The sequence below is a fragment of the Pseudomonas sp. LAIL14HWK12:I7 genome, assembly GCF_000483465.1.
Classification (GTDB): domain Bacteria; phylum Pseudomonadota; class Gammaproteobacteria; order Pseudomonadales; family Pseudomonadaceae; genus Aquipseudomonas; species Aquipseudomonas kermanshahensis.
This window is the reverse complement of record NZ_AXYZ01000001.1, coordinates 500067-524696: the sequence shown is the minus strand read 5'-3', so window position 1 is coordinate 524696 and position 24630 is coordinate 500067. Positions and strand designations below refer to the sequence as shown.

16 protein-coding genes are annotated in these 24630 nt (G+C 62.6%); 10 read left to right on the top strand and 6 right to left on the bottom strand.

Going from position 1 to position 24630, the window contains the following annotated elements; genetic code table 11:
* Positions 1-238: 238 nt before the first annotated feature.
* Positions 239-676: a hypothetical protein gene (locus D886_RS0102430; protein ID WP_027592382.1), complete on the bottom strand. Its 438-nt coding sequence runs from the start codon at positions 674-676 to the stop codon at positions 239-241.
* On the opposite strand from D886_RS0102430, the gene trmL reads away from it, so the two are divergent.
* Entirely contained in the window at positions 675-1136 is a 462-nt protein-coding gene (gene trmL / locus D886_RS0102425; protein WP_027592381.1) for a tRNA (uridine(34)/cytosine(34)/5-carboxymethylaminomethyluridine(34)-2'-O)-methyltransferase TrmL, read from the top strand. The two genes, D886_RS0102430 and trmL, sit on opposite strands and share 2 nt — an antisense overlap.
* 152 nt (positions 1137-1288) lie before the next feature.
* Here the strand turns inward: trmL and secB are convergent, their stop codons facing one another.
* From secB to D886_RS0102410, 3 genes are read right to left on the bottom strand one after another with little or no spacing between them, the layout of a single operon-like run.
* Entirely contained in the window at positions 1289-1774 is a 486-nt protein-coding gene (gene secB / locus D886_RS0102420) for a protein-export chaperone SecB (protein WP_027592380.1), read from the bottom strand.
* 39 nt (positions 1775-1813) lie between these two features.
* The gene (grxC, locus tag D886_RS0102415) at positions 1814-2068 is read right to left on the bottom strand and encodes a glutaredoxin 3 (protein ID WP_003249204.1); all 255 of its coding nucleotides are present in this window, start codon (positions 2066-2068) and stop codon (positions 1814-1816) included.
* 1 nt (position 2069) lies between these two features.
* Positions 2070-2483, bottom strand: coding sequence for a rhodanese-like domain-containing protein (locus tag D886_RS0102410; protein ID WP_027592379.1), 414 nt, complete (start codon positions 2481-2483; stop codon positions 2070-2072).
* Between the two features lie 206 nt (positions 2484-2689).
* Between D886_RS0102410 and gpmI the strand changes: the two genes are divergently transcribed.
* From gpmI to D886_RS0102390, 4 genes are all read left to right on the top strand, one after another.
* Positions 2690-4225: a 2,3-bisphosphoglycerate-independent phosphoglycerate mutase gene (gene gpmI / locus D886_RS0102405; RefSeq protein ID WP_027592378.1), complete on the top strand. Its 1536-nt coding sequence runs from the start codon at positions 2690-2692 to the stop codon at positions 4223-4225.
* A 206-nt stretch (positions 4226-4431) separates the two neighbouring features.
* Positions 4432-5736, top strand: a complete 1305-nt coding sequence (locus D886_RS0102400; RefSeq protein ID WP_027592377.1) for a murein hydrolase activator EnvC — start codon at positions 4432-4434, stop codon at positions 5734-5736.
* 102 nt (positions 5737-5838) lie between these two features.
* Positions 5839-7155: a S41 family peptidase gene (locus D886_RS0102395; protein WP_027592376.1), complete on the top strand. Its 1317-nt coding sequence runs from the start codon at positions 5839-5841 to the stop codon at positions 7153-7155.
* A gap of 8 nt (positions 7156-7163) precedes the next feature.
* Complete coding sequence (locus D886_RS0102390; RefSeq protein ID WP_027592375.1) at positions 7164-7931, top strand: divergent polysaccharide deacetylase family protein; 768 nt, start codon at positions 7164-7166, stop codon at positions 7929-7931.
* Positions 7932-7936: 5 nt separating this feature from the next.
* Here the strand turns inward: D886_RS0102390 and D886_RS0102385 are convergent, their stop codons facing one another.
* Both D886_RS0102385 and D886_RS0102380 read right to left on the bottom strand, forming a co-directional pair.
* On the bottom strand, positions 7937-12610 hold the full coding sequence (locus tag D886_RS0102385; protein ID WP_027592374.1) for a dermonecrotic toxin domain-containing protein: 4674 nt from the start codon (positions 12608-12610) through the stop codon (positions 7937-7939).
* A gap of 117 nt (positions 12611-12727) precedes the next feature.
* Positions 12728-14731: a BCCT family transporter gene (locus D886_RS0102380; RefSeq protein WP_027592373.1), complete on the bottom strand. Its 2004-nt coding sequence runs from the start codon at positions 14729-14731 to the stop codon at positions 12728-12730.
* A 478-nt stretch (positions 14732-15209) separates the two neighbouring features.
* Between D886_RS0102380 and betI the strand changes: the two genes are divergently transcribed.
* From betI to mscK, 5 genes are all read left to right on the top strand, one after another.
* Positions 15210-15866, top strand: a complete 657-nt coding sequence (gene betI, locus D886_RS0102375) for a transcriptional regulator BetI (protein ID WP_027592372.1) — start codon at positions 15210-15212, stop codon at positions 15864-15866.
* Between the two features lie 38 nt (positions 15867-15904).
* Positions 15905-17377, top strand: a complete 1473-nt coding sequence (gene betB / locus D886_RS0102370) for a betaine-aldehyde dehydrogenase (protein WP_027592371.1) — start codon at positions 15905-15907, stop codon at positions 17375-17377.
* A gap of 76 nt (positions 17378-17453) precedes the next feature.
* Positions 17454-19151, top strand: a complete 1698-nt coding sequence (betA, locus tag D886_RS0102365) for a choline dehydrogenase (protein WP_027592370.1) — start codon at positions 17454-17456, stop codon at positions 19149-19151.
* Positions 19152-19406: 255 nt separating this feature from the next.
* Entirely contained in the window at positions 19407-21149 is a 1743-nt protein-coding gene (locus D886_RS0102360; protein WP_027592369.1) for a potassium/proton antiporter, read from the top strand.
* Positions 21150-21185: 36 nt separating this feature from the next.
* A complete protein-coding gene (gene mscK / locus D886_RS0102355; RefSeq protein ID WP_027592368.1) occupies positions 21186-24503 on the top strand; it encodes a mechanosensitive channel MscK in 3318 nt (1105 codons plus the stop codon).
* The last annotated feature ends 127 nt before the right edge of the window (positions 24504-24630 follow it).

Here is a 24630-nt window from a genome sequence, read left to right as displayed (position 1 = left end):
ATGCACCGATCCTGTGCCCTCTGCACCGCACGAAGGCACAAAAACCCTCAAAACCTGGCAAAAAAGCCCTGAAAGCCAATGTTTCCGGGTTTTGCAAAACTGGCACGCCCCCTGCAATAAGTCCTGTATCTCCCGTTTCGGGGTCCTCGGTACAGGCAGGCCGGGAAAACCCCTCTTTTATTTGCAGTAGCGCAAGTTTTGGGGACCCTGGTACAGGCAGGCCGGGACATCCCCTCTTTTATTCGTGCAGCCTCACCTGCACACGCCAACGCCCAGCGTCCTCTGCACCGGCCCACTCGCCGTGCAGAGGGCGCGCGGCCACCACCGTCAGCAACAGCCCTTCCTCGCTTTTCTGCACACGCCAACCTACGGGTTTGCCCTGCAGGCTCAATTGCCCCCGCTGGGCCTTGCCCTGGGCCTCGAATAGCACAGCAACCGTCCCCTCGACGTTCTCGCCATGCAGCTTCGGCTCTTCGTTGAACCACAGGTCGAGCCCGTCCTGCACCACCTCGACCTGCTCCAGCACCCGCTCATCGGGGGTGGTCAGGCGGCCGATCATCAAGCCCACCATCAGGCCGACAATGGCCAGCGATAGCATCACCCGTGGGAAGGCCTTCGAACGCAGGTCCGGTTCAGGGGTAGAATGCTCGTCATCTTCACGCCTGGAGCCGTGCATGTTTCACGTCATCCTTTTTCAACCAGAAATTCCGCCGAATACCGGCAACATCATTCGCCTCTGCGCCAACAGCGGTTGCCACCTGCACCTGATCGAGCCCATCAGCTTCGAACTGGATGACAAGCGCCTGCGCAGGGCGGGGCTGGACTACCACGAGTATGCCACGCTCAAGCGCCACGAGAGCCTGGCCGGATGCCTGGAAAGCCTGGGTAACCCACGGCTGTTCGCCTTCACCACCAAGGGCTCGCACCCCTTCCATGAAGTGGCTTACCAGCCGGGCGACGCCTTCCTGTTTGGCCCCGAAAGCCGCGGTTTGCCAGCCGACGTGCTGGACAGCCTGCCGCCCGAGCAGCGCTTGCGCCTGCCGATGCGGCCGGGGTGCCGCAGCCTTAACCTGTCCAATACCGTGGCGGTGACGGTGTATGAGGCCTGGCGGCAGAATGGGTTTGCCGGAAGCTGACCCATTGCCTGCTCTGGCCTCTTCGCGGGCCCGCTCCTACAGGTTTTAGTAGTACTCCTGTAGGAGCGGGCTTGCCCGCGAAGAGGCCGGACCAGGCAACAGAGCAATAAAAAGGCGACCCCGAAGGTCGCCTTTTTACTAACCGCCCGTCATCACTGAACGGTCGGCGTCTCGCCCGCTTCCTGCATACGCTGCAGCTCTTGCGCGTACAGGGCGTCGAAGTTGACCGGCGACAGCATCAGCGCGGGGAACGAACCGCGGGTGACCAGGCTGTCCAGGGTCTCACGGGCGTACGGGAACAGGATGTTCGGGCAGAACGCGCCGAGGGTGTGGCTCATCGACGAAGCGTCGAGGTTGGCGATCAGGAAGATGCCGGCCTGCTGCACTTCAGCGATGAAGGCCACTTCGTCACCGTTCTTGACGGTCACCGACAGGGTCAGCACCACTTCATGGAAGTCGCCTTCCAGGGCTTTCTGCTTGGTGTTCAGGTCCAGGGCAACGCTCGGCTCCCACTGCTGACGGAAGATCTGCGGGCTTTTCGGGGCCTCGAACGACAGGTCACGCACGTAGATGCGCTGCAGGGAGAACTGAGGGCTGTTGTCTTCGGCAGCTGCGCCGTTGGTCTGTTGGTCAGTCATGGCAGATCCTTATCCTAATGTTTTTGAATGCAGTGCAAATCAGGCCGCCAGCAGCGCGTCGAGCTTGCCGGCGCGCTCCAGGGCATAGAGGTCATCGCATCCACCGACATGGGTGCTGCCGATCCAGATCTGTGGCACCGACGTACGGCCGGCCTTCTGGCTCATTTCGGCGCGAACCTGCGGTTTGCCGTCGACCTTGATTTCCTCGAACGCAACGCCCTTGCTCTCGAGCAGGTATTTGGCGCGCATGCAGTAGGGGCAGTAGTCGCTGGAATAAACGATGACGGGCTTCATATCACTTCACCAGGGGCAGGTTATCGGCTTTCCAGCTGGAAACGCCACCGCTCAACTTGGCGGCGTTGTAACCAGCTTTGAGCAGCTCGCGGCAAAGCGTGCCGGACTGCTGGCCCATCGCATCGACGATGATCAGGGTCTTCTCTTTGTGCTTTTCCAGCTCGGCCATACGGCTGACCAGCTTGTCCTGCGGGATGTTCACGGCACCCACGATGTGGCCCGCGGAATATTCCTTGGCAGTGCGGATGTCGATGACCAGGGCCTTGTCAGCGTTGACCAGGGCAGTCAACTGGCCATTGCTCAGGCTCTGGCCGCCACGGCGGACTTCATTGATGAGCAGCAGGACCAGCAGAACAACGAAGATCGCAACCAGGATGTAGTGATCTGTCGCGAATTGAATCAGGTGAGCAACCATCAGCGGTGTTCCAGGCGATTGAAAATGCCGGCCAGTATACACAGCCCCCCATGACCACCAAAGCCCGACTGGCCGGCCAGAAAAGCAGCTTTGCCCTGGCGCGGTGGCTGCGCCGGTCGGGGGATGGGACGAATATTCGCCGTTGATGGCGCATTTGCCCTAAAATGCGTGTCTTTATCATCTTTGAACAACCGTGAGTTTGATTGATGACGAGTACGCCCAAACCCCTGGTCCTGATCATCCTGGATGGCTTCGGCCACAGCGAAAGCCCCGAATACAACGCCATCTATGCCGCCAACACACCGGTCTATGACCGCCTGCGCGCCAGTCAGCCGCATGGCTTGATCTCCGGTTCAGGCATGGATGTCGGCCTGCCAGACGGGCAGATGGGCAACTCCGAAGTCGGCCACATGAACCTCGGTGCCGGCCGCGTCGTCTACCAGGACTTCACCCGGGTCACCAAGGCTATTCGTGATGGCGAGTTCTTCAGCAACCCGGTGCTCACCGGCGCGGTAGACAAGGCCGTCGGTGCAGGCAAGGCCGTGCACATCCTCGGTTTGCTGTCCGACGGCGGCGTGCACAGCCACCAGGACCACCTGATCGCGATGGCCGAACTGGCCGCACAGCGTGGCGCCGAAAAAATCTACCTGCACGCCTTCCTCGACGGCCGCGACACGCCGCCGCGCAGCGCCGAGTCGTCCATCGAGCTGCTCGACAAGACCTTCGCCAAGCTGGGCAAGGGCCGCATCGCCAGCCTCATCGGCCGCTACTTCGCCATGGACCGCGACAACCGTTGGGACCGCGTTGCCGCGGCCTACAACCTGATCGTCGACAGCGTTGCCGACTACACCGCAGACACCGCCCTGGCCGGCCTTGAAGCCGCCTACGCCCGTGAAGAAAACGACGAGTTCGTCAAAGCCACGCGCATTGGCGAGGCGGTCAAGGTCGAAGACGGCGACGCGGTGATCTTCATGAACTTCCGCGCCGACCGCGCCCGCGAACTGTCGCGTGCCTTCGTCGAGCCGGACTTCAACGAATTCCCGCGTGCGCGCCTGCCGAAGATGGCGGCCTACATCGGCCTGACCCAGTATTCGGCAAAAATCCCGGCGCCAGCAGCCTTTGCACCGTCCAGCCTGGACAACGTGCTGGGCGAATACCTGGCCAAGAACGGCAAGACCCAGCTGCGCATCGCCGAGACCGAAAAGTACGCGCACGTCACGTTCTTCTTCTCGGGCGGCCGTGAAGAGCCGTTCGAAGGCGAAGAGCGCATCCTGATCCCATCGCCGAAGGTCGCCACCTACGACCTGCAACCGGAAATGAACGCGCCGGAAGTCACCGACCGCATCGTCGAAGCCATCGAGCAACAGCGTTTCGACGTGATCATCGTCAACTACGCCAACGGCGACATGGTCGGCCACACGGGCGTGTTCGAGGCCGCGGTCAAGGCCGTCGAAGCGCTGGATACCTGTGTCGGGCGTATCGTCGAGGCGCTGGATAAAGTCGACGGTGAAGCGCTGATCACCGCCGACCACGGCAACGTCGAGCAAATGGAAGACGCCTGCACCGGCCAAGCGCACACCGCGCACACCACCGAGCCAGTGCCGTTCATCTATGTGGGCAAGCGCAAGGTCAAGGTCCGCGAAGGCGGCGTGCTGGCCGACGTGGCGCCGACCATGCTGAAACTGCTGGGGCTGGAAAAGCCTGTGGAAATGACCGGGACGTCGATCCTGATCGACGCCTGAGTTGCCTTCATTCGCAGCACAAGGCTGCTCCTACAATGGCCTGCGCACCGCCTGTAGGAGCAGCCTTGCGCTGCGAATGGGCCGCAAAGCGGCCCCAGATTCAAGGTTTCCAGACAAACGCCTCGCCGCATCTGCCGCGAGGCGTTTTTTTTGCAGGCTCGCGCGGGCATACTAGGCCAGTCTCCATCCCTGGTACGCCCAACCCCATGCTCCGCGCCCTGATCCTACTCGCCCTGTCTTGCCTGCTCAGCCCGGCATTTGCCGATGAGCGCGCACAGACCCAGCAACAACTGGACGCCACCCGCCAGGACATCGCCGAGCTCAAAAAGATGCTGGGCAAGCTCCAGGAAGAGAAATCCGGCGTGCAGAAAGACCTCAAGTCCACCGAGACCGACATCGGCAACCTCGAGAAACAGGTGGAGGCCCTGCAACAAGAACTAAAAAAGACCGAGGGCGAGCTGGAGCGCCTTGATACCGAGAAAAAAAAACTCCAGAGCGCCCGCGTTGAACAACAACGGCTGATTGCCATCCAGGCCCGCTCGGCCTACCAGAACGGCCGCGAGGAATACCTCAAGCTGCTGCTCAACCAGCAGAACCCCGAGAAATTCGCCCGCACCCTCACCTATTACGATTACCTGAGCAAGGCGCGCCTGGAGCAACTGCGCACCTTCAACGAGACCCTGCGCCAGTTGGCCAACGTTGAACAGGACATCGCCCGCCAGCAGGAGCAACTGCTGGCCCAGCGCGCCGACCTCGACAGCCGCCGCCAGGCCCTCGAGACCGAGCGCAGCAAGCGCCAGCAAGTACTGGCCAAGCTCAATAACGACATGAAAGACCGCGACCAGAAGCTGCAGGCCCGCGAGCAGGACCAGGCGGACCTTGGCAAAGTACTCAAGACCATCGAGGAAACCCTGGCACGCCAGGCCCGTGAGGCAGAGGAAGCGCGCAAGAAAGCCCTGCTGGCCCAGCAAGAGGCGGAAAAACGCCGCCAGCAGGAAGCCCTGGCCGCCGCCGCTGCGCGCGAAGAAGCCCGCGAGCCGGTCGAGCCGCCAAAAAAGGCCCGCACCACCCTGGGCCCGATGGTTTCCAGCGATGGTGCCAACTACGGCGGCGCTTTTTCTGCTGCACGGGGCAAACTTCCGTGGCCCGTCAATGGTCGATTGCTGGCACGCTTCGGCGATGCACGCGGCAGTGACGCCCGGGCCAAATGGGACGGGGTGATGATCAGCGCCAACCCAGGCACGCAAGTACGCGCCGTACACGGCGGCCGTGTGGTGTTTGCCGACTGGTTGCGCGGTGCTGGACTTCTGGTCATTCTCGACCATGGTAATGGTTACCTGAGCCTGTACGGCCACAACCAGAGCCTGCTCAAGAGCGCCGGTGACATCGTCAAGGCCGGCGAAGCCATCTCCACCGTGGGTGACAGCGGTGGCCAGGACAGCGCAGGCTTGTACTTCGCCATCCGCCAGCAGGGCCGGCCTACCGACCCGTCGCAGTGGTGCAGAGGCTAGGGTTTGTCCGAAAAACAACCCAGTTCACCTTTTTACGGCGTAGCCTGAATGCTGCGCCGATGCTCCTCACGGAGCGCCTTCAGGATCAGGAGTTCGTTCGACATGCTGCACTCGCCTCGTCTCACCCAGCTGGCCCTGTCCATCGCCCTGGCGGTCGGCGCGCCCCTGGCCATTGCCGCAGAGCCGGCCAAGCCAGCAGCGGTGCCAGCTACCGAGGTGACGGCCAAGGCGCCGCTGCCGCTGGAGGAGCTGCGCACCTTCGCCGAGGTCATGGACCGCATCAAGGCCGCTTACGTTGAGCCGGTGGACGACAAGACCCTGCTGGAAAACGCCATCAAGGGCATGCTCAGCAACCTTGACCCGCACTCGGCCTACCTCGGCCCCGAGGACTTCCAGGAGCTGCAAGAAAGCACCAGCGGCGAATTTGGTGGCCTGGGTATCGAAGTGGGCCAGGAAGACGGCTTCATCAAGGTGGTCTCGCCCATCGATGACACCCCCGCCTCCCGGGCCGGCGTGCAGGCCGGTGACCTGATCGTCAAGATCAACGGCGCCCCGACCCGCGGCCAGACCATGACCGAAGCCGTGGACAAGATGCGCGGCAAGGTCGGCGAAAAAATCACCCTGACCCTGGTCCGCGATGGCGGCAACCCGTTCGACGTGACCCTCGCCCGCGCGGTGATCCAGGTCAAGAGCGTGAAAAGCCAGCTGCTGGAAAACGACTACGGCTACATCCGCATCACCCAGTTCCAGGTCAAGACCGGCGACGAGGTGGGCAAGGCCCTGGCCAAGCTGCGCAAGGACAACGGCAAGAAGCTGCGCGGGGTGGTGCTCGACCTGCGTAACAACCCCGGCGGCGTGCTGCAGTCGGCGGTCGAAGTGGCCGACCACTTCCTGACCAAGGGCCTGATCGTCTACACCAAGGGCCGTATCGCCAACTCCGAACTGCGCTTCTCTGCCGACCCGGCCGACGCCAGCGAAGGCGTGCCATTGGTGGTGCTGATCAACGGCGGCAGTGCCTCGGCGTCGGAAATCGTCGCCGGCGCCCTGCAAGACCAGAAGCGCGCCGTGCTGATGGGCACCGACAGTTTCGGCAAAGGCTCGGTGCAAACCGTGCTGCCGCTGGCCAACGACCGCGCCCTGAAGCTCACCACTGCGCTGTACTACACCCCCAACGGCCGCTCGATCCAAGCCCAGGGCATCGTGCCGGACATCGAAGTGCGCCCGGCCAAACTCACTGCCGAAATCGATACCGACAACTTCAAGGAAGCCGACCTGCAGGGCCACCTGGGCAACGGCAACGGCGGCGCCGAGCGCCCGACCGGCAGCAGCAAGCGCAAGGAACGGCCGCAGGATGATGACTTCCAGCTGAGCCAGGCCCTGAGCCTGCTCAAGGGCTTGAACATCACCTCGGGTAAATGATCGCGCCCATGCGGTATCTGCTGTGTCTGTTGTGCTGCCTGTTAGTTGGCGTCGCCCAAGCGGCGCCGGCCAGCAAGGCCTACATGAGCATCATCATCGACGACCTGGGCCAGAGCACCGAGCGTGACAGCCGCACGCTCGCCCTGCCCGGCCCGGTCACCCTGGCAATCATGCCCGACACCCCGCACGCCAGCGATTTCGCCCGCCAGGCACACAAAGCCCACAAGACGGTGATCCTGCACATGCCCATGGACCCGGCTACCGGCCCCTATGCCTGGCACCCCGGGCTACCGCTGCCCGAACTGGCCAGCCGGCTCGACGCGGCCTTGGCCAAGGTGCCGTACGCGGCCGGCATCAACAACCACATGGGCAGCCGCATGACCGCCCAACGCGAAGCCATGACCTGGCTGATGGGCGAACTGCAGCGCCGCCACTTGTTCTTCGTCGACAGCCGCACCAGTGCCGCCACGGTGGCCGCCGCCGAAGCTCAGGCACAGGATGTGGCACACGTGTCGCGGGATGTGTTTCTGGATGACGTGCGCACCCCCGAAGCCATTGCCGGGCAACTGCAACTGGGTGTCGCGATGGCCCGCAAGCAAGGCTCGGCCGTGTTGATCGGCCACCCCTACCCGCAGACCCTCGAAGTGCTGGCACGGGAAATCCCGCGCCTGAGAAGCCAGGGCGTTGAGCTGATCGGGCTCAAGCAGATGATTGCCGAGCGCGGCAACCAGGCCATGCCTGCCCACGGCAAACATGGCCGGTACAGCAACCGCTGAACGCCTCAATCGAACGGTATGATGCCGCGCGCCTGTTCCAGGGTGAGTTTGCCTCTATGCACCCGCTGGGTTGAGCCTACCTCGCGCCCACTCAAGCGACGCTGGCTCCAGGTTTTCAAATGGCCCAAGGTGAAGTCACGCGCCAGCGCGTCGGCGGCAGGCATGTGGAAGTGTGCGGCCCACAACGGCCGGCCTGATGCGGCACCCGGCTGCGCCAGACGCATGATCTTGTACTCGTCGAAGGTGCTGCCATTGGCCATGACCTGACGCGGGGCGACGTACTCCACCTTGATCAGGTTCTGTTCATGCAGAAAACGTAACGCTTCGGCGCTGGGGTAGCGCGTGTCGGTGTACAGCATGGTCAGCTTGAGGTTTTTTTGCGACCTCATCTGGTCCGAGGCAACCTCCAGGCGTCTTATGAGGGTGGCGTTGGCGCCCTCCTCGCCCAATATCGTTGCCGCCTGCCCCAGCTTGTCTATCTGAAGATCAAACAGGCGCGCAAGCAACGTGCCTTTAAGGTCATTCACCACGTATTCGTCGGCCTTCAACAGAAGCTGATCGTTCTCGTCCAGCAGCGCCTGCACCCGAAACGCCGTATCAGTTGCGGCAATTTCGGGGTCGACCGCCGCTGGCTCACGGCTTCGCTCATGCCATTGGCCGTCCCTCCAGTCAAAGGTGGCCAACACCGAGTTATTGAACGGATCACGCACCTGATACACCGCCTGACCATCGGCATCGAGCTCTTTCTTGCCGATCAGAATCTGCCCTTCCGCGTTACGCACCACCCGCTGCGGCTCGCTTGAGATGATGTAGGGCAAGCGCGCGTCTGGCGCACGGGCACCCTCCTGCTCCTTGATCAACGCGACCAGCCGACGCCCTGCATCACGCTTGAGCTTCTCCAACTCCGTCCGGTAGCGGTCCAGCATCGAAACTTCGATCAATGCCCCACCCGTTTCGCGAATTCGCAAGCAGTTCACCAGGGCAGCTGCGTATTCGTCCCATGCCTCCTGCAAGATGGTGATGCGGTCTTCGAGCGGCAGGTTGGCGAAGTCGAGTTCACCATGAGCACCCGCCGCGTTACGCAGTGACAGCCCCGACAGCTCCTCCCGGAATACATTGAGTGTGCGCTGACCATCAATGCTATCCAGGTGTAAAGCCAAATCGGCTAGGTTCAACACCTGATGGAAGCGGAACTGAACCGTGCTGAACGTACGGTTGGCAATAAATGAATCAACGCTGCGGCTTTCAGGTCCGGAGTCATTGCTGATGATCACCTCGCCTGGTACCTCGACCAATAGCTCGTCGAGATGTTCGAGTGCAGCCAGCATGCGATCCTGAAGCGCCACGACGCCCTCGAGCTTGCGGCGATAAGCCTGATAGGCTTCAAGCACTTTTTGCCCAGGCTGCCCATTGAGGCGCTGCTGCATACCGGCCAGCTCCGGGTAATCCGCCAAATCCCATAGCTCATTGAGGATGAAATCGCTGTTACGTATCAGGCTGAGCTGAACCTCACGCCGCTGCTCTGTCAGGCCTGCTTCCACCCCCGCTTGCCGTTCGCGGGCATATTTGGGTTCAAACATGGTCTCGATCGTGCGAAGAATCTCCTGGCAGTCCCGAACGACCTCTTCAACCTGCTTTACCGCTTCAATGCGCCTGCTACGAATTTGTGCATCCCATTCGGCTTGACGCGCTTCGTACCTGCCAATCATTTCCCTGGGCGCGACCTGCTCGCTGTCTGTGGTGGCCAACGCCAGCTTGGCCCGCTCTGTTTCCAACAATTCACCCAGCTTTGTGACCTTTTCTCGCAAAACCGGAATGCTGAAGCCGGCCTCGGCAAAGCGGAGCGTCGCTGCTCTGACCTGCGCATTAAGTTTGGCAACAGTAGCGTGGAGCTTGTGGAAGCGGTCGGCGATGTTCTCGCGTGTGTTCCGCCTCATCCCGCCAGCGAGACGAAGCGAACCATCGATACGCCAAACGCCTTGTACATAGTTTAACCATGGGCCGTAGCCGCCCTTGCCATCGACCACCCTTACACTGCCGTTGAACACTGCCACCTGATAAACATCGGCGTCCATGGTCGCGTACAGACGCCCATCGACTTGATACAGGCCTGCGGTCTCGCCCGTGACCTGCAATGCCGAGTCGGGCAGCAATACACCCGTACGCATGGCGCGCAGCGCATGCCGCTGCTCAGGCGCAAGCCAATTGAACCCTTGGTTGCCACGCCATGAGAGATCCAACCGGCGTTGCGGCAATGCTGCCAGCTCACCGATTCCCGCAGCCCCTCCGTCAGAGGGGGCCACCGAGACCTCGGCAAAAGCCCCTCGCTGCCGGGCGGGCCCATCGAACGCCGAAACATCGGGAGATGTTCCGATCGTGGCAGCGTGCGGAGCCGGCTGCCGCGCATGCAGCAATACCATGCTCAAGTTCAGCAACAGATCTGAAACAGCGGCGGGCCGGTCGAACTCGCCGCCCTGCTCAAGCGCCAGCAGGTCATTCTCAAGCGAGGTGATCAGTTGCACCAGCCACGCCACACTGGCCACCGGGCCACGCAGCGCCAACGACACCACATCGAACAGCAGCCAGGCGCCTTGGGACAGGGTTTCCCAACGCCGCTCGGCATTCGAGGTGGATTGCATGTCCGCTAATTCGATAAGCAGATCACGGTTGGCGTTGTACAACCTTTCGTTGATAGCGGTGGCCCAGAGGACCGGCTCGATAACGGGCGGCTCAGGGCGCTCGGGCAGGCTGGACGGGTCGATGCCAATACTGGAGACGTGCGGTTCATGGAACCCGCCATGGTCGTAAATATGGCGGACCTGCGGGTTCAGCCAGTCCAAAATACTCGCTTGCAGCAGCGTGGACTCCTGGATGTGAGCGAGTAACGCGGCCAGGGTTGAATACTCACGAAGGGTGTCCTGCGGGTATAAAGGCCGGTACAGCAGCACCAGCTCAGGCTTGGCACAGAACAGCACATACATGCCGCGAACGAGGTCCTGTTGGCGGGAATGCGGTTGGCGTCGGAAGGTCAGCGGCATCAGGGTCATACGGGGTGTTTGCGGGTCGAAATGGCCTGCACAGAAATCAACGACGCATTGCAGCCCAGCTTCCGTGATCTTGCCATCAAGCTTGGCGCTCAATGCGCTGAAACGCAGGGCGTTGCGCCACTCCCGGGCAAAGCGCCGGACGCGCTGTGCACGCTGCAACGGGTCGTCCAGTTGACGGGCGACATAGGCGGGATAGTTGCCACCGACATCAACCTGGCTCACCAATCGACTGGCAGCATCGGCATCCAGCCAGGCTGGGGCAGCAGAACCGTCGGCGCGCCGAATGCGCCGGATCGAGGCATTGCTGAGCGTTCCGAGGTTGCCAATGGCGAACTCCGTCAGCGTCTTGCTGCCTTCGAACGCCACCGGCTCGCCACCGCCTGCGCCCGTTCCTGCGCCTCCCGGAATACCCAGCGCCACGAAGAATTCGATCAGCAGGTCATCCGGGGAGATAGCCTGCGCGTGAGCGGATTGCATCTGTTCAGTGAGCCGCTGGCGGGTGTAATCCTTGAGGCTAAGGATGCCATCCATGGCGGCAACCCCTTCGGCGTCGAGCTGATCGACTGCCAGCTGCAACAGGCCCGCACGGTAGGCCACGCTATCGCTTCCAGAGCTGGTCGACAAAGCCGGTGGGGGCCTGACCGCCGGGGTATCATCCGGGTAGCTGTCGAACCACTGCGCGGGGTCACTGATCTGGGCGAACAGTTGCTCCAGCGCGGCGACATCTTCGAGGCGGCGGTAGCTCACCCTGTCCACCTGAGTGAACAGCGTTTCCAGCAACGCCGACACCTGCTGTGCGAATACATTGCCCTCAACCGGATAACGCCGCCAGGACAGGGCATCGAAGCTGTAGCGCTGCGCCAGGTCATCACGCAGGGCTAAGGCGAAAGTGGCCAGCGAGGCAAAGCCGCGCACCTTGCCAGATGGCGCGCACCAGAGCACCACCTGCCGCTCATCCCACTCACCTGTCACCAGCAAATGGCTAAGCCATTGTTCCGATTCACGCAGACCCTGGGTCAGTTGGACCTGCACGAAGCTCGCCGTGGGCTGGTCGGCACCGCCGCGGATCAGGCCGCGGATGCAGGCCTGCTCCTGGGCGTCCAGGCCTTGCAAGGGCAGGCCGCGCAACAGGGCCGTGCTCAACAGCAACTGCAGCCAATGATCACGGCTTGCGCCGGTACTCCCGGTACTCGCCCAAAAGCCAAGCTGCGCTTGGCAAAAAAGCTGCGGCAGTTGCTCGATCAGGTCATTGAGCGGTTCGCTCAGGCCGCTGAGTTGGCGGGTGTCGAGCACGTTGTCTGAGCCGGCGAAGCGGTGAGGATCAACAAGGCCGAGGTTATGATGGCGGCCTTCGACAGGCTCCAAATCAAGAAAACGCGACTCGAGCATGGCCTGCAGTACGCGATCGACCAACGGCTGAGTGGACCAGTAGGGCGTGGACGGGTCCGGGCTGTCCAGTGTGAGCGCATCGGCAGACAGCAATGCAGGCTGTACCGAGGCCAGCCATGGCAGCTCTGCCAGCAATAACGTGAGCAATTGGTCGCTGACGACCTGGCGTAGCGTGGGACGGGCGGCGAACTGCCGGGCAGCGGCTCGCTTGAAATCGAATGTCGATGCGTCCGAGGGGGTCATACGAAGGCACTCCAGGTAAATGAGCTGGAAGCCTGTCGCGCGCGCTCTGCCAACTGGTGCTACTTATTGCAGGGCAAAAAAAAGCCCTGCTGTTCAGCAGGGCCCTTTTCACAACGGTCAGCTGTACACACGCCCCAGCAGCTGGCGATGGCTCTCAAACTGGTCGAGTACATCACGCACGATCTGCTCCGGCGCGAAGCCCATCAGGTCGTACTCCTGGCTGCCATCGTGCAGGTACACCTCGGCGCGGTAGAAGCGCTGTTGCACTTCCGGCTCGCCCTCGACCGGCGCCTCGCTCGGCGCGGCCAGGTAGCCGTCCAGGCTCACTTCATAGACGAAGGGGTTGCCCTCTTCCATCATTACCCGCAGGCCCATCATGTTGCGCGACTGGCCCACACGGGTTTCAACCTCGAAGCCCAGGGTGCGCAACTGCTCGGCCGCTTCTTTCAGGGCCGGGCTGACCTGCTTGTCCATGAAGCGCTGCACCACGGCCTGGGTCGGCTGCAGTTCCAGCTGGGTCAGGCGCTCGCTGAAGCCGCGGCGGCCACGGGCGGCCAGTTCGGCACGCTCCTGCTCCACCGCAACGTCCTGCTTCATGGCTTTGTACAAGCCGAACATGAACAGCACCAGCACCACCGAGAACGGCAGGCCCGCCAGCACCACCATGGTCTGCATGGCTTCGAAGTTGCCGGCGAACAGCAGGCCGATGGTGACCAGGGTGATGATCACCGACCAGAACACCACCATCCAGTGCGGGGCGTCTTCGTCCACCTTGCCGCCTTTGCACGACAGGTTGGCCATCATCACCGCGCCGGAGTCGGCTGGGGTAAGGAACAGCACGAAGCCGACGAACACCGCCACACCGATCACGATCTTGGCGGCCGGGAAGTATTCCAGCAGCTGGTAGATCGACATCGACGGCTGCTCAAGGGCCGTCTTGCCCAGCTCCACGGCGCCCTGATTGATCACCAGGTCCAGCGCGGTGTTGCCAAAGATCGACAACCAGGCCAGGGTGAAGCCCAGCGGGATCAGCAACACGCCCATGACCAGCTGGCGCACGGTACGGCCCTTGGAGATACGGGCAATGAACATGCCGACGAACGGGCCCCAGGAAATCCACCAGGCCCAGTAGAACACGGTCCACAGGCCCAACCAGCGCTCAGACTTGCCCGCCTCGCCTTCGTAGACGTACAGGTCGAAGGTCTTCAGCACGATGCCATTGAGGTAGTCGCCAACGTTCTGCACGAAGCCATTGAGCAGGTGCAGGGTCTCGCCGCCCAGCAGCACGAAAATCAGCAGGCCGCTGAACAGGATGATGTTCAGGTTGGACAGACGGCGGATGCCGTTTTCCACGCCCGACACTGCGGCCACGGTAGCAACGCCGGCCATGACCAGGATGACCACCAGCAGGTTGGTCTTGCTGTGGTCCATGCCGAACAGGTACTCAAGGCCCGAAGACACCTGCATCGAGCCGATCCCAAGGTTGGTGACCAAGCCCAGCAGGGTGACGAACATACCGAAGATGTCCACGGCATTGCCGGCAGCGCCCTTGACCCAACGCTCGCCCACCAGCGGATACAGCGCCGAGCGCAGTGCCAGCGGCTGGTTGTGGCGGTAGGCGAAGTAACCCACGGCCAGGCCGACCAGGGCGTAGATCGCCCAGCCGTGCAGGCCCCAGTGCAAGAAGGTCAGCTGCAGGCCCTGGCGCGCGGCTTCGAGGCTGGCGGGCGTGCCTTCCGGTGGGTTGAAATAGTGGTCCAGCGGTTCGGAAGCGCCGAAGTACAGCAGCGAAATACCGATACCGGACGAGAACAGCATGCCGGCCCAGGCGCCGTAGCTGAAGTCGGGCTGGTCATCCTTGCCACCCAGCTTGAGCTTGCCGTAGTCGGAGAAGGCCAGGTAAACGACGAACACCAGGTATCCGCAGATCACCAGCATGTAGTACCAGCCGAAAGTGCGCGTCAGCCACTTCTGGGCCACGCCCAGCACTTGGCCTGCAGTTTCGGGTACAGCGATAAGCAAGGCAGTCAACGCAAGGATCAGCAACGCCGAGGTGTAGAACACGACGCTATTGACCCGGACCCTCTCGGCGGGGGGTTTGGTAAGGGAGGCAGAACTCATTGCACGAATGCTCCGGGCAGTACGGCTGTGGAGGCTAATCAGTCTTTTCCCGAGCAATTGGTGGAATACCCCCACTGCGTCAGGTGTTATAAAAGCACCCTGGAAACCGTGATCCCGAATCGATACGTTGCAAAAAAACAGACAGGTGGTCTGCAAAAAATGCCGCATCCAACACCGTGGTGCGCGCATTCGTCACAGAGCACCCCGCCCGCTCCAAGGGCCTGCCGCAGGTCGATGACCGTTCGGCAGAATCTGCATTTCGCATCGCACATGCCCGTCAACGCCTTGTATTCCGGGGGTTACGCGATTTCCTGGGGTGTCAATCCGTGCGCTCGAAACAGCCTGAAAAACTGTCAATGGCACAAATTGTCGCAGAGCTTATTCTTTATTGATTGAACGTTCAATCAAAACAAAATAGACTGGCCTTCGCCGAGTCAGCCGCTTGTCGTCTGCTTGTCAGGCCTGAGGAGAATGCAAGATGCCCAAGGTCGGTATGCAACCCATCCGCCGCCAGCAATTGATCGAAGCCACCCTGCTAGCGGTCGATCAGGTGGGGCTGGGAGATGCCAGCATTGCGCTCATTGCCCGTTTGGCCGGCGTGTCGAACGGCATCATCAGTCACTACTTTCGGGACAAGAATGGCCTGATCGCAGCGACGATGGGTTACATCATGAACATGCTCAACGAAGGCGTTGCAGCACGGCGCCAGGCACTGACGGACGACAGCCCGCGTGCCCACCTGAAAGTGATCATCGAGGGCAACTTCGATGCCAGCCAGGTGAACGGCCCGGCAATGAAAACCTGGTTGGCCTTCTGGGCGTCCAGCATGCACCAGCCCGATTTGCACAGGTTGCAGCGGATCAACGATCACCGCTTGTACTCCAACCTATGCTGTCAGTTCCGCCGCGTCCTGCCGCTTTACCATGCGCGCAAGGCAGCCCGCGGGCTGGCGGCCCTGATCGACGGCCTATGGCTGCGTGGCGCGTTGTCGGGAGATGCTTTCGACACCGACCAGGCGATACGAATCGCTTACGAATACATGGATCTACAACTGGCTAAACAGCAGTCCCTGGGCACAACCGACCAGGCTTCTGAACCACCGCGCACGGCCGTTGCCAACCCGGCAGGAGCGTGACGCGCTAGCCAACCACACACTGCACTTGCGAGGACACTATGGCCCGTTTCGGAACGCAAAAACTCTACATTGATGGTGGTTATGTCGACGCTGGCAGCGATGCCACCTTCGAGGCCATCAACCCGGCCAACGGCGAAGTCCTCGCGCACGTGCAACGTGCCACTCAGGCCGACGTCGAAAAAGCCGTCGAAAGCGCCGAGCGTGGCCAGAAAGTCTGGGCGGCGATGACCGCCATGCAGCGTTCGCGCATCCTGCGCCGCGCCGTCGACATCCTGCGCGAGCGCAACGATGAGCTGGCTCAGCTGGAAACCCTGGACACCGGCAAGTCGTACTCCGAAACCCGCTACGTCGACATCGTCACCGGCGCCGACGTGCTGGAGTACTACGCAGGCCTGGTGCCAGCCATCGAAGGCGAGCAGATCCCGCTGCGTGAAAGCTCCTTCGTCTACACCCGCCGCGAGCCGCTGGGCGTGACTGTCGGTATCGGCGCGTGGAACTACCCGATCCAGATCGCCCTGTGGAAATCCGCCCCAGCCCTGGCCGCTGGCAACGCGATGATCTTCAAACCGTCGGAAGTCACCTCGCTGACCACCCTGAAACTGGCCGAGATCTACACCGAAGCCGGCCTGCCTGATGGCGTGTTCAACGTGCTGACCGGCAGCGGCCGCGAAGTCGGCACCTGGCTGACCGAGCACCCGCGCATCGAAAAAGTCTCCTTCACCGGCGGCACCACCACCGGCAAGAAAGTCATGGCCAGCGCCTCGAGCTCCTCGCTCAAGGAAGTGACCATGGAACTGGGCGGCAAGTCGCCACTGATCATCTGCGCCGACGCCGACCTGGACAAGGCCGCCGACATCGCGATGATGGCCAACTTCTACAGCTCCGGCCAGGTGTGCACCAACGGCACCCGCGTGTTCATCCCTGCCGAGCTGAAAGCCGCCTTCGAAGCCAAGATCGCCGAGCGCGTTGCCCGCATCCGTGCTGGCAACCCGGAAGACGAAAACACCAACTTCGGCCCACTGGTCAGCTTCCAGCACATGGAAAGCGTGCTGGGTTACATCGCCAAGGGTAAAGAAGAAGGTGCCCGCGTACTGTGCGGTGGCGAGCGTCTGACCGAAGGTGACTTCGCCAAGGGTGCCTTCGTGGCCCCGACCGTGTTCACCGACTGCACCGACGACATGACCATCGTCAAGGAAGAAATCTTTGGCCCGGTGATGAGCATCCTCAGCTACGAGACCGAAGAAGAAGTCATTCGCCGCGCCAACGACACCGAATACGGCCTGGCCGCGGGCGTGTGCACCAACGACATCACCCGTGCCCACCGCATCATCCACAAGCTCGAAGCCGGCATCTGCTGGATCAACGCCTGGGGTGAATCGCCGGCCGAAATGCCGGTCGGTGGCTACAAGCAGTCGGGCGTTGGCCGTGAAAACGGTATCAGCTCGCTGGCTCAATACACGCGCATCAAGTCGGTCCAGGTCGAGCTGGGCGGCTACTCCTCGGTTTTCTAAACCGCGTGTAGTCACGCCCGTGCCAGCGCGCACGGGCGTTCCCGCTCCCTGATCACCGCCAAACGAGGGTACTTAAATGTCCCAAGAATTCGATTACATCATCGTCGGCGCAGGTTCCGCCGGTAACACCCTGGCCACTCGTCTGACCGAAGACGCCAGCGTCACCGTACTGCTGCTGGAAGCCGGTGGCCCCGACTACCGCTTCGACTTCCGCACCCAGATGCCAGCCGCCCTGGCCTTCCCGCTGCAGGGCCGCCGCTACAACTGGGCCTACGAGACCGACCCAGAGCCGCACATGGACGGCCGCCGCATGGAATGTGGCCGCGGCAAGGGCCTGGGTGGCTCTTCGCTGATCAACGGCATGTGCTACATCCGCGGTAACGCTATGGACTTCGACGGCTGGGCAGAACTGCCAGGCCTGGAAGACTGGACCTACCTGGACTGCCTGCCGTACTTCCGCAAAGCAGAAACCCGCGACATCGGCCCTAACGACTACCACGGTGGCGAAGGCCCGGTCAGCGTCGCCACGCCCAAGGCTGGCAACAACCCGCTGTTCCACGCCATGGTCGAGGCCGGCGTGCAAGCCGGTTACCCGCGCACCGAAGACCTCAACGGCTACCAGCAGGAAGGTTTCGGCCCGATGGACCGTTCGGTGACCAAGAACGGCCGCCGTTCCAGCACCGCGCGCGGCTACCTGGACCAGGCCAAGAAGCGCCCGAACCTGACCATCGTCACCCATGCCCTGAGCGACCGCGTGCTGTTCGACGGCAAGCGTGCCGTGGGCGTGACCTACCTGGTCGGCGACAGCGAAGAGCGCGTCGAAGCCCGTGCCCGCAAGGAAGTCATCGTCAGCTCCGGCGCCATCGCTTCGCCGCAACTGCTGCAGCGCTCCGGCGTCGGCCCACGCGCCCTGCTGGAAAGCCTCGACATCCCGGTCGTGCATGACCTGCCGGGCGTTGGCGAAAACCTGCAGGACCACCTCGAGCTGTACCTGCAGTACGCGTGCACCCAGCCGGTGTCGCTGTACCCGTCGCTGCTGTGGTGGAACCAACCGGCCATCGGCGCCGAGTGGCTGTTCAATGGCACCGGCATCGGCGCCAGCAACCAGTTCGAGGCCGGTGGTTTCATCCGCACCCGCCCTGAATTCGAGTGGCCGAACATCCAGTACCACTTCCTGCCGGTCGCGATTAACTACAACGGCTCCAATGGCGTGAAGGAACATGGCTTCCAGGCGCACATGGGTTCGATGCGTTCGCCAAGCCGTGGGCGCATCCAGGCCAAGTCGAAAGACCCACGCCAGCACCCGAGCATCCTGTTCAACTACATGGCCACCGAGCAGGACTGGCAGGAATTCCGCGACGGCATCCGCCTGACCCGCGAAATCATGGCCCAGCCGGCGCTGGACCCGTACCGTGGTCGCGAGATCAGCCCAGGCGCCGACGTACAAACCGATGAGCAACTGGACAAGTTCATCCGCGAGCACGCCGAAACCGCCTTCCACCCGTCCTGCTCGTGCAAGATGGGCACCGACGACATGGCAGTGGTCGATGGTGAAGGCCGCGTGCATGGCATGCAGGGCCTGCGTGTGGTCGATGCGTCGATCATGCCGATCATCATCACGGGCAACCTCAACGCCACCACGATCATGATCGCCGAGAAAATCTCGGACAAGATCCGCAACCGCAAGCCACTGCCGCGCAGTACGGCCAAGTACTACGTGGCCAACGGTGCGCCGGTCAAAGGCAAGCCGATGCGTGAAGTGAAGCAAGCGTAAGCTAGCCCTGGCCTCTTCGCGGCTGAAGCCGCTCCCACAGGGTTCGCGCAGTTCTTGAAAACTGTGCAGTACCTGTGGGAGCGGGTTTACCCGCGAAAGGGCCCACCCAGGCAACACAAAAGAAGGCACCCCTCGCGGTGCCTTTTTTTCATCTGCAGAAACGCTTTACATGCTGCCAATTCATCAGGTTAGAATCAGTTGGCACGCGACTTGCCAGTCAAGCCCCCTTCCCGCGATATCCCGGAGTACCTGCCTTTGGATGCCAGCACCATCAACAGCCTGTTTCTGATCGGCGCATTGCTGGTGGGTGCAAGTATCCTGGTCAGTTCGCTGTCCTCTCGCCTGGGCATCCCTATTCTGGTCATCATTCTCGCCGTCGGCATGGTCGCCGGCGTGGACGGTGGCGGTATCATCTTCAACAACTACCCGACCGCCTACCTGGTGGGCAACCTGGCACTGGCGGTGATCCTCCTCGATGGCGGCCTGCGCACCCGCGTGGCCAGCTTCCGCGTGGCGTTGTGGCCGGCGTTGTCGCTGGCCACGGTCGGGGTGATGATCACCACCGCCCTCACCGGCCTGGTAGCGGCGTGGCTGTTCAACTTGAGCCTGATCCAGGGCCTGCTGATCGGCGCCATCGTCGGCTCCACCGACGCCGCGGCGGTGTTCTCGCTGCTGGGCGGCAAGGGCCTGAACGAGCGGGTCACCGCTACGCTTGAGATCGAGTCGGGCAGCAACGACCCGATGGCAGTGTTCCTCACCGTCACCCTGATCGACATGATCGCCAGCGGCCAGACCGGCCTGCACTGGAGCCTGCTGACCCACCTGCTGCGCGAGTTCGGCATCGGTGGCCTGCTGGGCCTGGGCGGCGGCTGGCTGATGCTGCAACTGGTCAACCGCATCAACCTGGCCGGTGGCCTGTACCCGATCCTGGTGGTGGCGGGCGGGCTGGTGGTGTTTTCGCTGACCAACGCCCTGCATGGCAGCGGCTTCCTCGCCGTGTACCTGTGCGGCCTGGTACTGGGCAACAAGCCGATTCGCAGCCGCCACGGCATCCTGCACATGCTCGACGGCATGGCCTGGCTGGCGCAGATCGGCATGTTCCTGGTGCTGGGCCTGTTGGTCACGCCGCATGACCTGCTGCCGATCGCCCTGCCGGCCCTGGGCCTGGCACTGTGGATGATCCTCATTGCACGCCCCCTGTCGGTGGTCGCCGCGCTGCTGCCGTTCAAGGCCTTCCATGGCCGCGAGAAGGGCTTTATTTCCTGGGTCGGCCTGCGCGGCGCGGTACCGATCATTCTGGCGGTGTTCCCGCTGATGGCCGGGCTGCCGGATGCGCAGCTGTTCTTCAACCTGGCGTTCTTCATCGTGCTGGTGTCGCTGCTGGTGCAGGGCACCAGCCTGCCGTGGATGGCCAAGCTGCTGAAGGTCACGGTACCGCCAGACCCGGCGCCGATCTCCCGCTCGGCGCTGGAAGTGCACATCACCAGCGAGTGGGAGCTGTTCGTCTACCGCCTGGGCGCCGAAAAATGGTGCATCGGCGCGGCCCTGCGCGAGCTGAAGATGCCCGAAGGCACGCGGATTGCCGCACTGTTCCGGGGCGAACAACTGCTGCACCCGTCGGGCAGTACGGTGCTTGAGGTGGGCGACATGCTCTGCGTGATCGGCCACGAACATAACCTGCCCGCGCTGGGCAAGCTGTTCAGCCAGGCGCCGCAACGTGGCCTGGACCTGCGTTTCTTCGGCGACTTCGTGCTCGAAGGCGATGCAGAATTGGGCGCTGTGGCCGCGCTTTATGGCCTGAAACTCGACGGCCTGGACGCAAAAATGCCGCTGGCGCAGTTCATCCGACAGAAGGTCGGAGGCGCTCCAGTAGTAGGCGACCAGGTCGAATGGCATGGCACGATTTGGACCGTGGCGACCATGGACGGGAACAATGTCCAGAAAGTGGGCGTCAGATTCCCCGAAGGAACGCGACCCGGACCAGGATTGTTCCTCTAAACTCCGTTTCTGCCTGATCCACAATGTAGTCTGCCTATGTCCCTGCGCGTGTACCTTCGCACAGCCCTGTTCGGGCTGTGCTTGTCCCTCTCGTTCGCGGCCACCGCGAACGCCGCGGCCGAAGCGCCGACCACCGCCAGCATCCAGCACAGCCTCGACAAGATCGCCGAGCGCAAGCTGCCCGAGGCCGATCAGAAGGCCCTGCAGCAGGTGCTCGAACAAACCCTGAGCCTGCTGGCCACCAAGGAAGACAACGAGCGCAAGTTGGCCGCGCTGAAGCAACAGCTGGCCGGCGCACCGAAAGAAACCAGCGACAGCCAAAAAGAATTGGCCCGGCTCAAGGAAAGCAAGCCGCAGCCTGTCGCCCAGCGCTATGCCACCCTTTCGGTGCCCCAGCTGGAGCAACTGCTCAGCGAGCGCAGCACCCTGCAAGGCGAGCTGCAAAAGGCGCTGTCCGAAGCCAACAGCCTGATCATCAATTCCCAAACCCGCCCAGAGCGCGCCCAGGCCGAGATCAGCAACAGCCAGGCCCGCTCCCAGCAAATCAACAATGCCCTCAAATCTGGCAAGGACAACGGCAAGGCGCTCAACGCCGACCAGCGCAACCAGCTCAGTGCCGAGCTCGCTTCGCTCAATGCACTGACCCTGCTGCGCCGCCAGGAACTGGCCGGCAACAGCCTGCTGCAAGACCTTGGCAATGCCCGCCACGACTTGCTGATCGAGCGCGCCACACGCCTGGAGCAGGAAATCCAGGACCTGCAGACGCTGATCAACGACAAGCGCCTGGCCCAATCCCAGGAAGCAGTCACCCAGCAGTCGATCGAAGCCCAGAAGGCCGGTGGCAGCAGCCTGTTGGCCACTGAAAGCACGATCAACCTCAAGCTGTCCGATTACCTGCTGAAAAGCACCGACCGCCTCAACGAGCTGACCCAGCAAAACCTGCGCACCAAACAGCAGCTCGACAGCCTGACCCAGGCCGACCAGGCCCTGGACGAGCAGATCAACGTGCTCAAGGGCAGCCTGCTGCTGTCCAAGATCCTCTACAAGCAGAAGCAGACCCTGCCGCACCTGAAGGTCGACCGCGACCTCGCCGACCAGATCGCCGACACCCGCCTTTACCAGTTCGAAATCAACCAGCAGCGCGAGCAGATGAGCAGCCCGGTCACCTACGTCGACAAGCTGCTGGCCAACCAGCCGCCGGAAGACGTCACGCCGCAACTGCGCAAGGCCCTGCTGGAAGTGGCGATCACCCGCACCGACCTGCTGGAGCGCCTGAACCGCGAGCTGTCGGCGCTGCTCAACGAATCGATCACCTTGCAGCTCAACCAAAAGCAGTTGCTGGGCACGGCCCAAGGCCTGCGCACCACCCTCGACGAGCAGATGTTCTGGATCCCCAGCAACAAGCCGCTGGACTGGGACTGGCTGCGCTATGTGCCGGAGCGCTTTGCCAGCCAGGTCGCCGACCTGCCCTGGGGTTCCGGCCTCAAGGAGCTGGCCGATGGCTTGAGCCAGCGCCCGCTGCTGTTCCTGCCGCTGCTACTGGTGATTGGCGCCCTGTTGTGGCGGCGCAAATACCTCTACCTGCGCTTGAGCAAGGTCCACCAGGACATCGGCCACTTCCGCCGTGACAGCCAGTGGCACACGCCCCAGGCCATCCTGATCAACATTCTGTTGGCGATGCCGGTAAGCCTGGGCCTGGCCCTGTGCAGCTATGCCCTGCAGATCGACGCCCGCGGGCAAAACGCCAACCTCGGCGCGGCGCTGTGGCAGTTGGCCCAGGCCTGGCTGGTGTTCTACACCGCCTACCGCATCCTCGCCCCTGGCGGCGTGGCAGAAGTGCACTTCCGTTGGCACAAGCCGCAGGTCGAATTCCTCCGGGGCTGGGTGCGCAGGCTGGGCACCGTGGTGCTCGCACTGGTCGGCGTGGTGGCGGTTGCCGAGCACCAGCCTTCGGCACTGGCCGATGATGTACTCGGCATCGGCGTGGTGCTGACCTGCTACGCGCTGATGGCCTGGCTGCTCAGCCGCCTGCTGCTGAGCAGCCCGGCGCACCGCGACACGTCGCTGTTCCGCAAGGCCGTCGGCGTGGCGTTCACCGCCCTGCCGATCGCCTTGTTCGTCGCGGTGTGCTTCGGCTACTACTACACCGCGCTGAAGCTGACCGACCGGCTGATCTACACCCTGTACCTGCTGCTGTTCTGGCTGGTGATCGAAGCGGCGTTCGTGCGGGGCCTGTCGGTGGCCGCACGGCGCCTGGCCTACCAGCGCGCCCTGAGCAAACGTGCAGCGGCCAAAGAAGGCCTGGATGGCGAAGTCATCACCGAAGAGCCGACGCTGGACATCGAGCAGGTCAACCAACAGTCGCTGCGCCTGATCCGCCTGGCCTTGCTGGGTGGTTTCATTGCCGGCCTGTACTGGGTGTGGTCGGACCTGATCTCGGTGTTCGCCTACCTCAACAACTTCACCCTGTACGAATACACCAGTGGCACCGGCACCGCCGCCAGCATGGTGCCCATCAGCCTGGGCGACCTGCTCGGCGCGCTGGTGATCGTCGGCATCACCTTCGCCCTGGCTGGCAACTTGCCGGGCTTGCTCGAGGTGCTGGTGCTGTCACGCCTGAACCTGGCACAGGGCAGTGCCTACGCCACCACCACGCTGCTCTCGTACACCATCGTCGGTATCGGCATCGTCAGTACCCTGTCGACCCTCGGCGTGAGCTGGGACAAGCTGCAGTGGCTGGTAGCGGCCTTGTCGGTTGGCCTGGGCTTCGGCATGCAGGAGATTTTCGCCAACTTCATCTCCGGCATCATGATCCTGTTCGAGCGGCCGGTGCGCATCGGCGACACCATCACCATCGGCAACCTGTCCGGCACGGTGAGCAAGATCCGCATCCGCGCCACCACCATCACCGACTTCGACCGCAAGGACATCATCGTCCCCAACAAGACCTTCATCACCGGCCAGTTGATCAACTGGTCGCTGACCGACACGGTCACCCGGGTGACCTTGAAGCTGGGCATCGACTACGGCTCCGACCTCGACCTGGTGCGCGACCTGCTGCTCAAGGGTGCCCATGAGAACCCGCGGGTGCTCAAGGACCCGGAGCCGATCGTGTACTTCCTCAACTTCGGCGAAAGCTCGCTGGACCATGAACTGCGCATGCACGTGCGTGATCTGGGCGACCGTAACCCGACGCTGGACGAGATCAACCGCTACATCAACCGCGAGTTCAAGGCGCATAACATCAAGATCTCGGTACGCCAGGTCGAGGTGTTCTTGATGGATCAGAAGGGTGGCAAGCAGCAGTTGATTCCGCTGGAGCAGCCGAAATCGGATGGCACTGAAGCGGTATAAAGGGGCTCGAATACCGTATTCTGTTCTGAATCCTTGCGAGGGCTGCGCCCTCGATCGCAGGCAAGCCAGCTCCTACAGGGGGCTGCGCTAGCCATCAGGCGATGGGCCGCGAAGCGGCCCCCTTGGC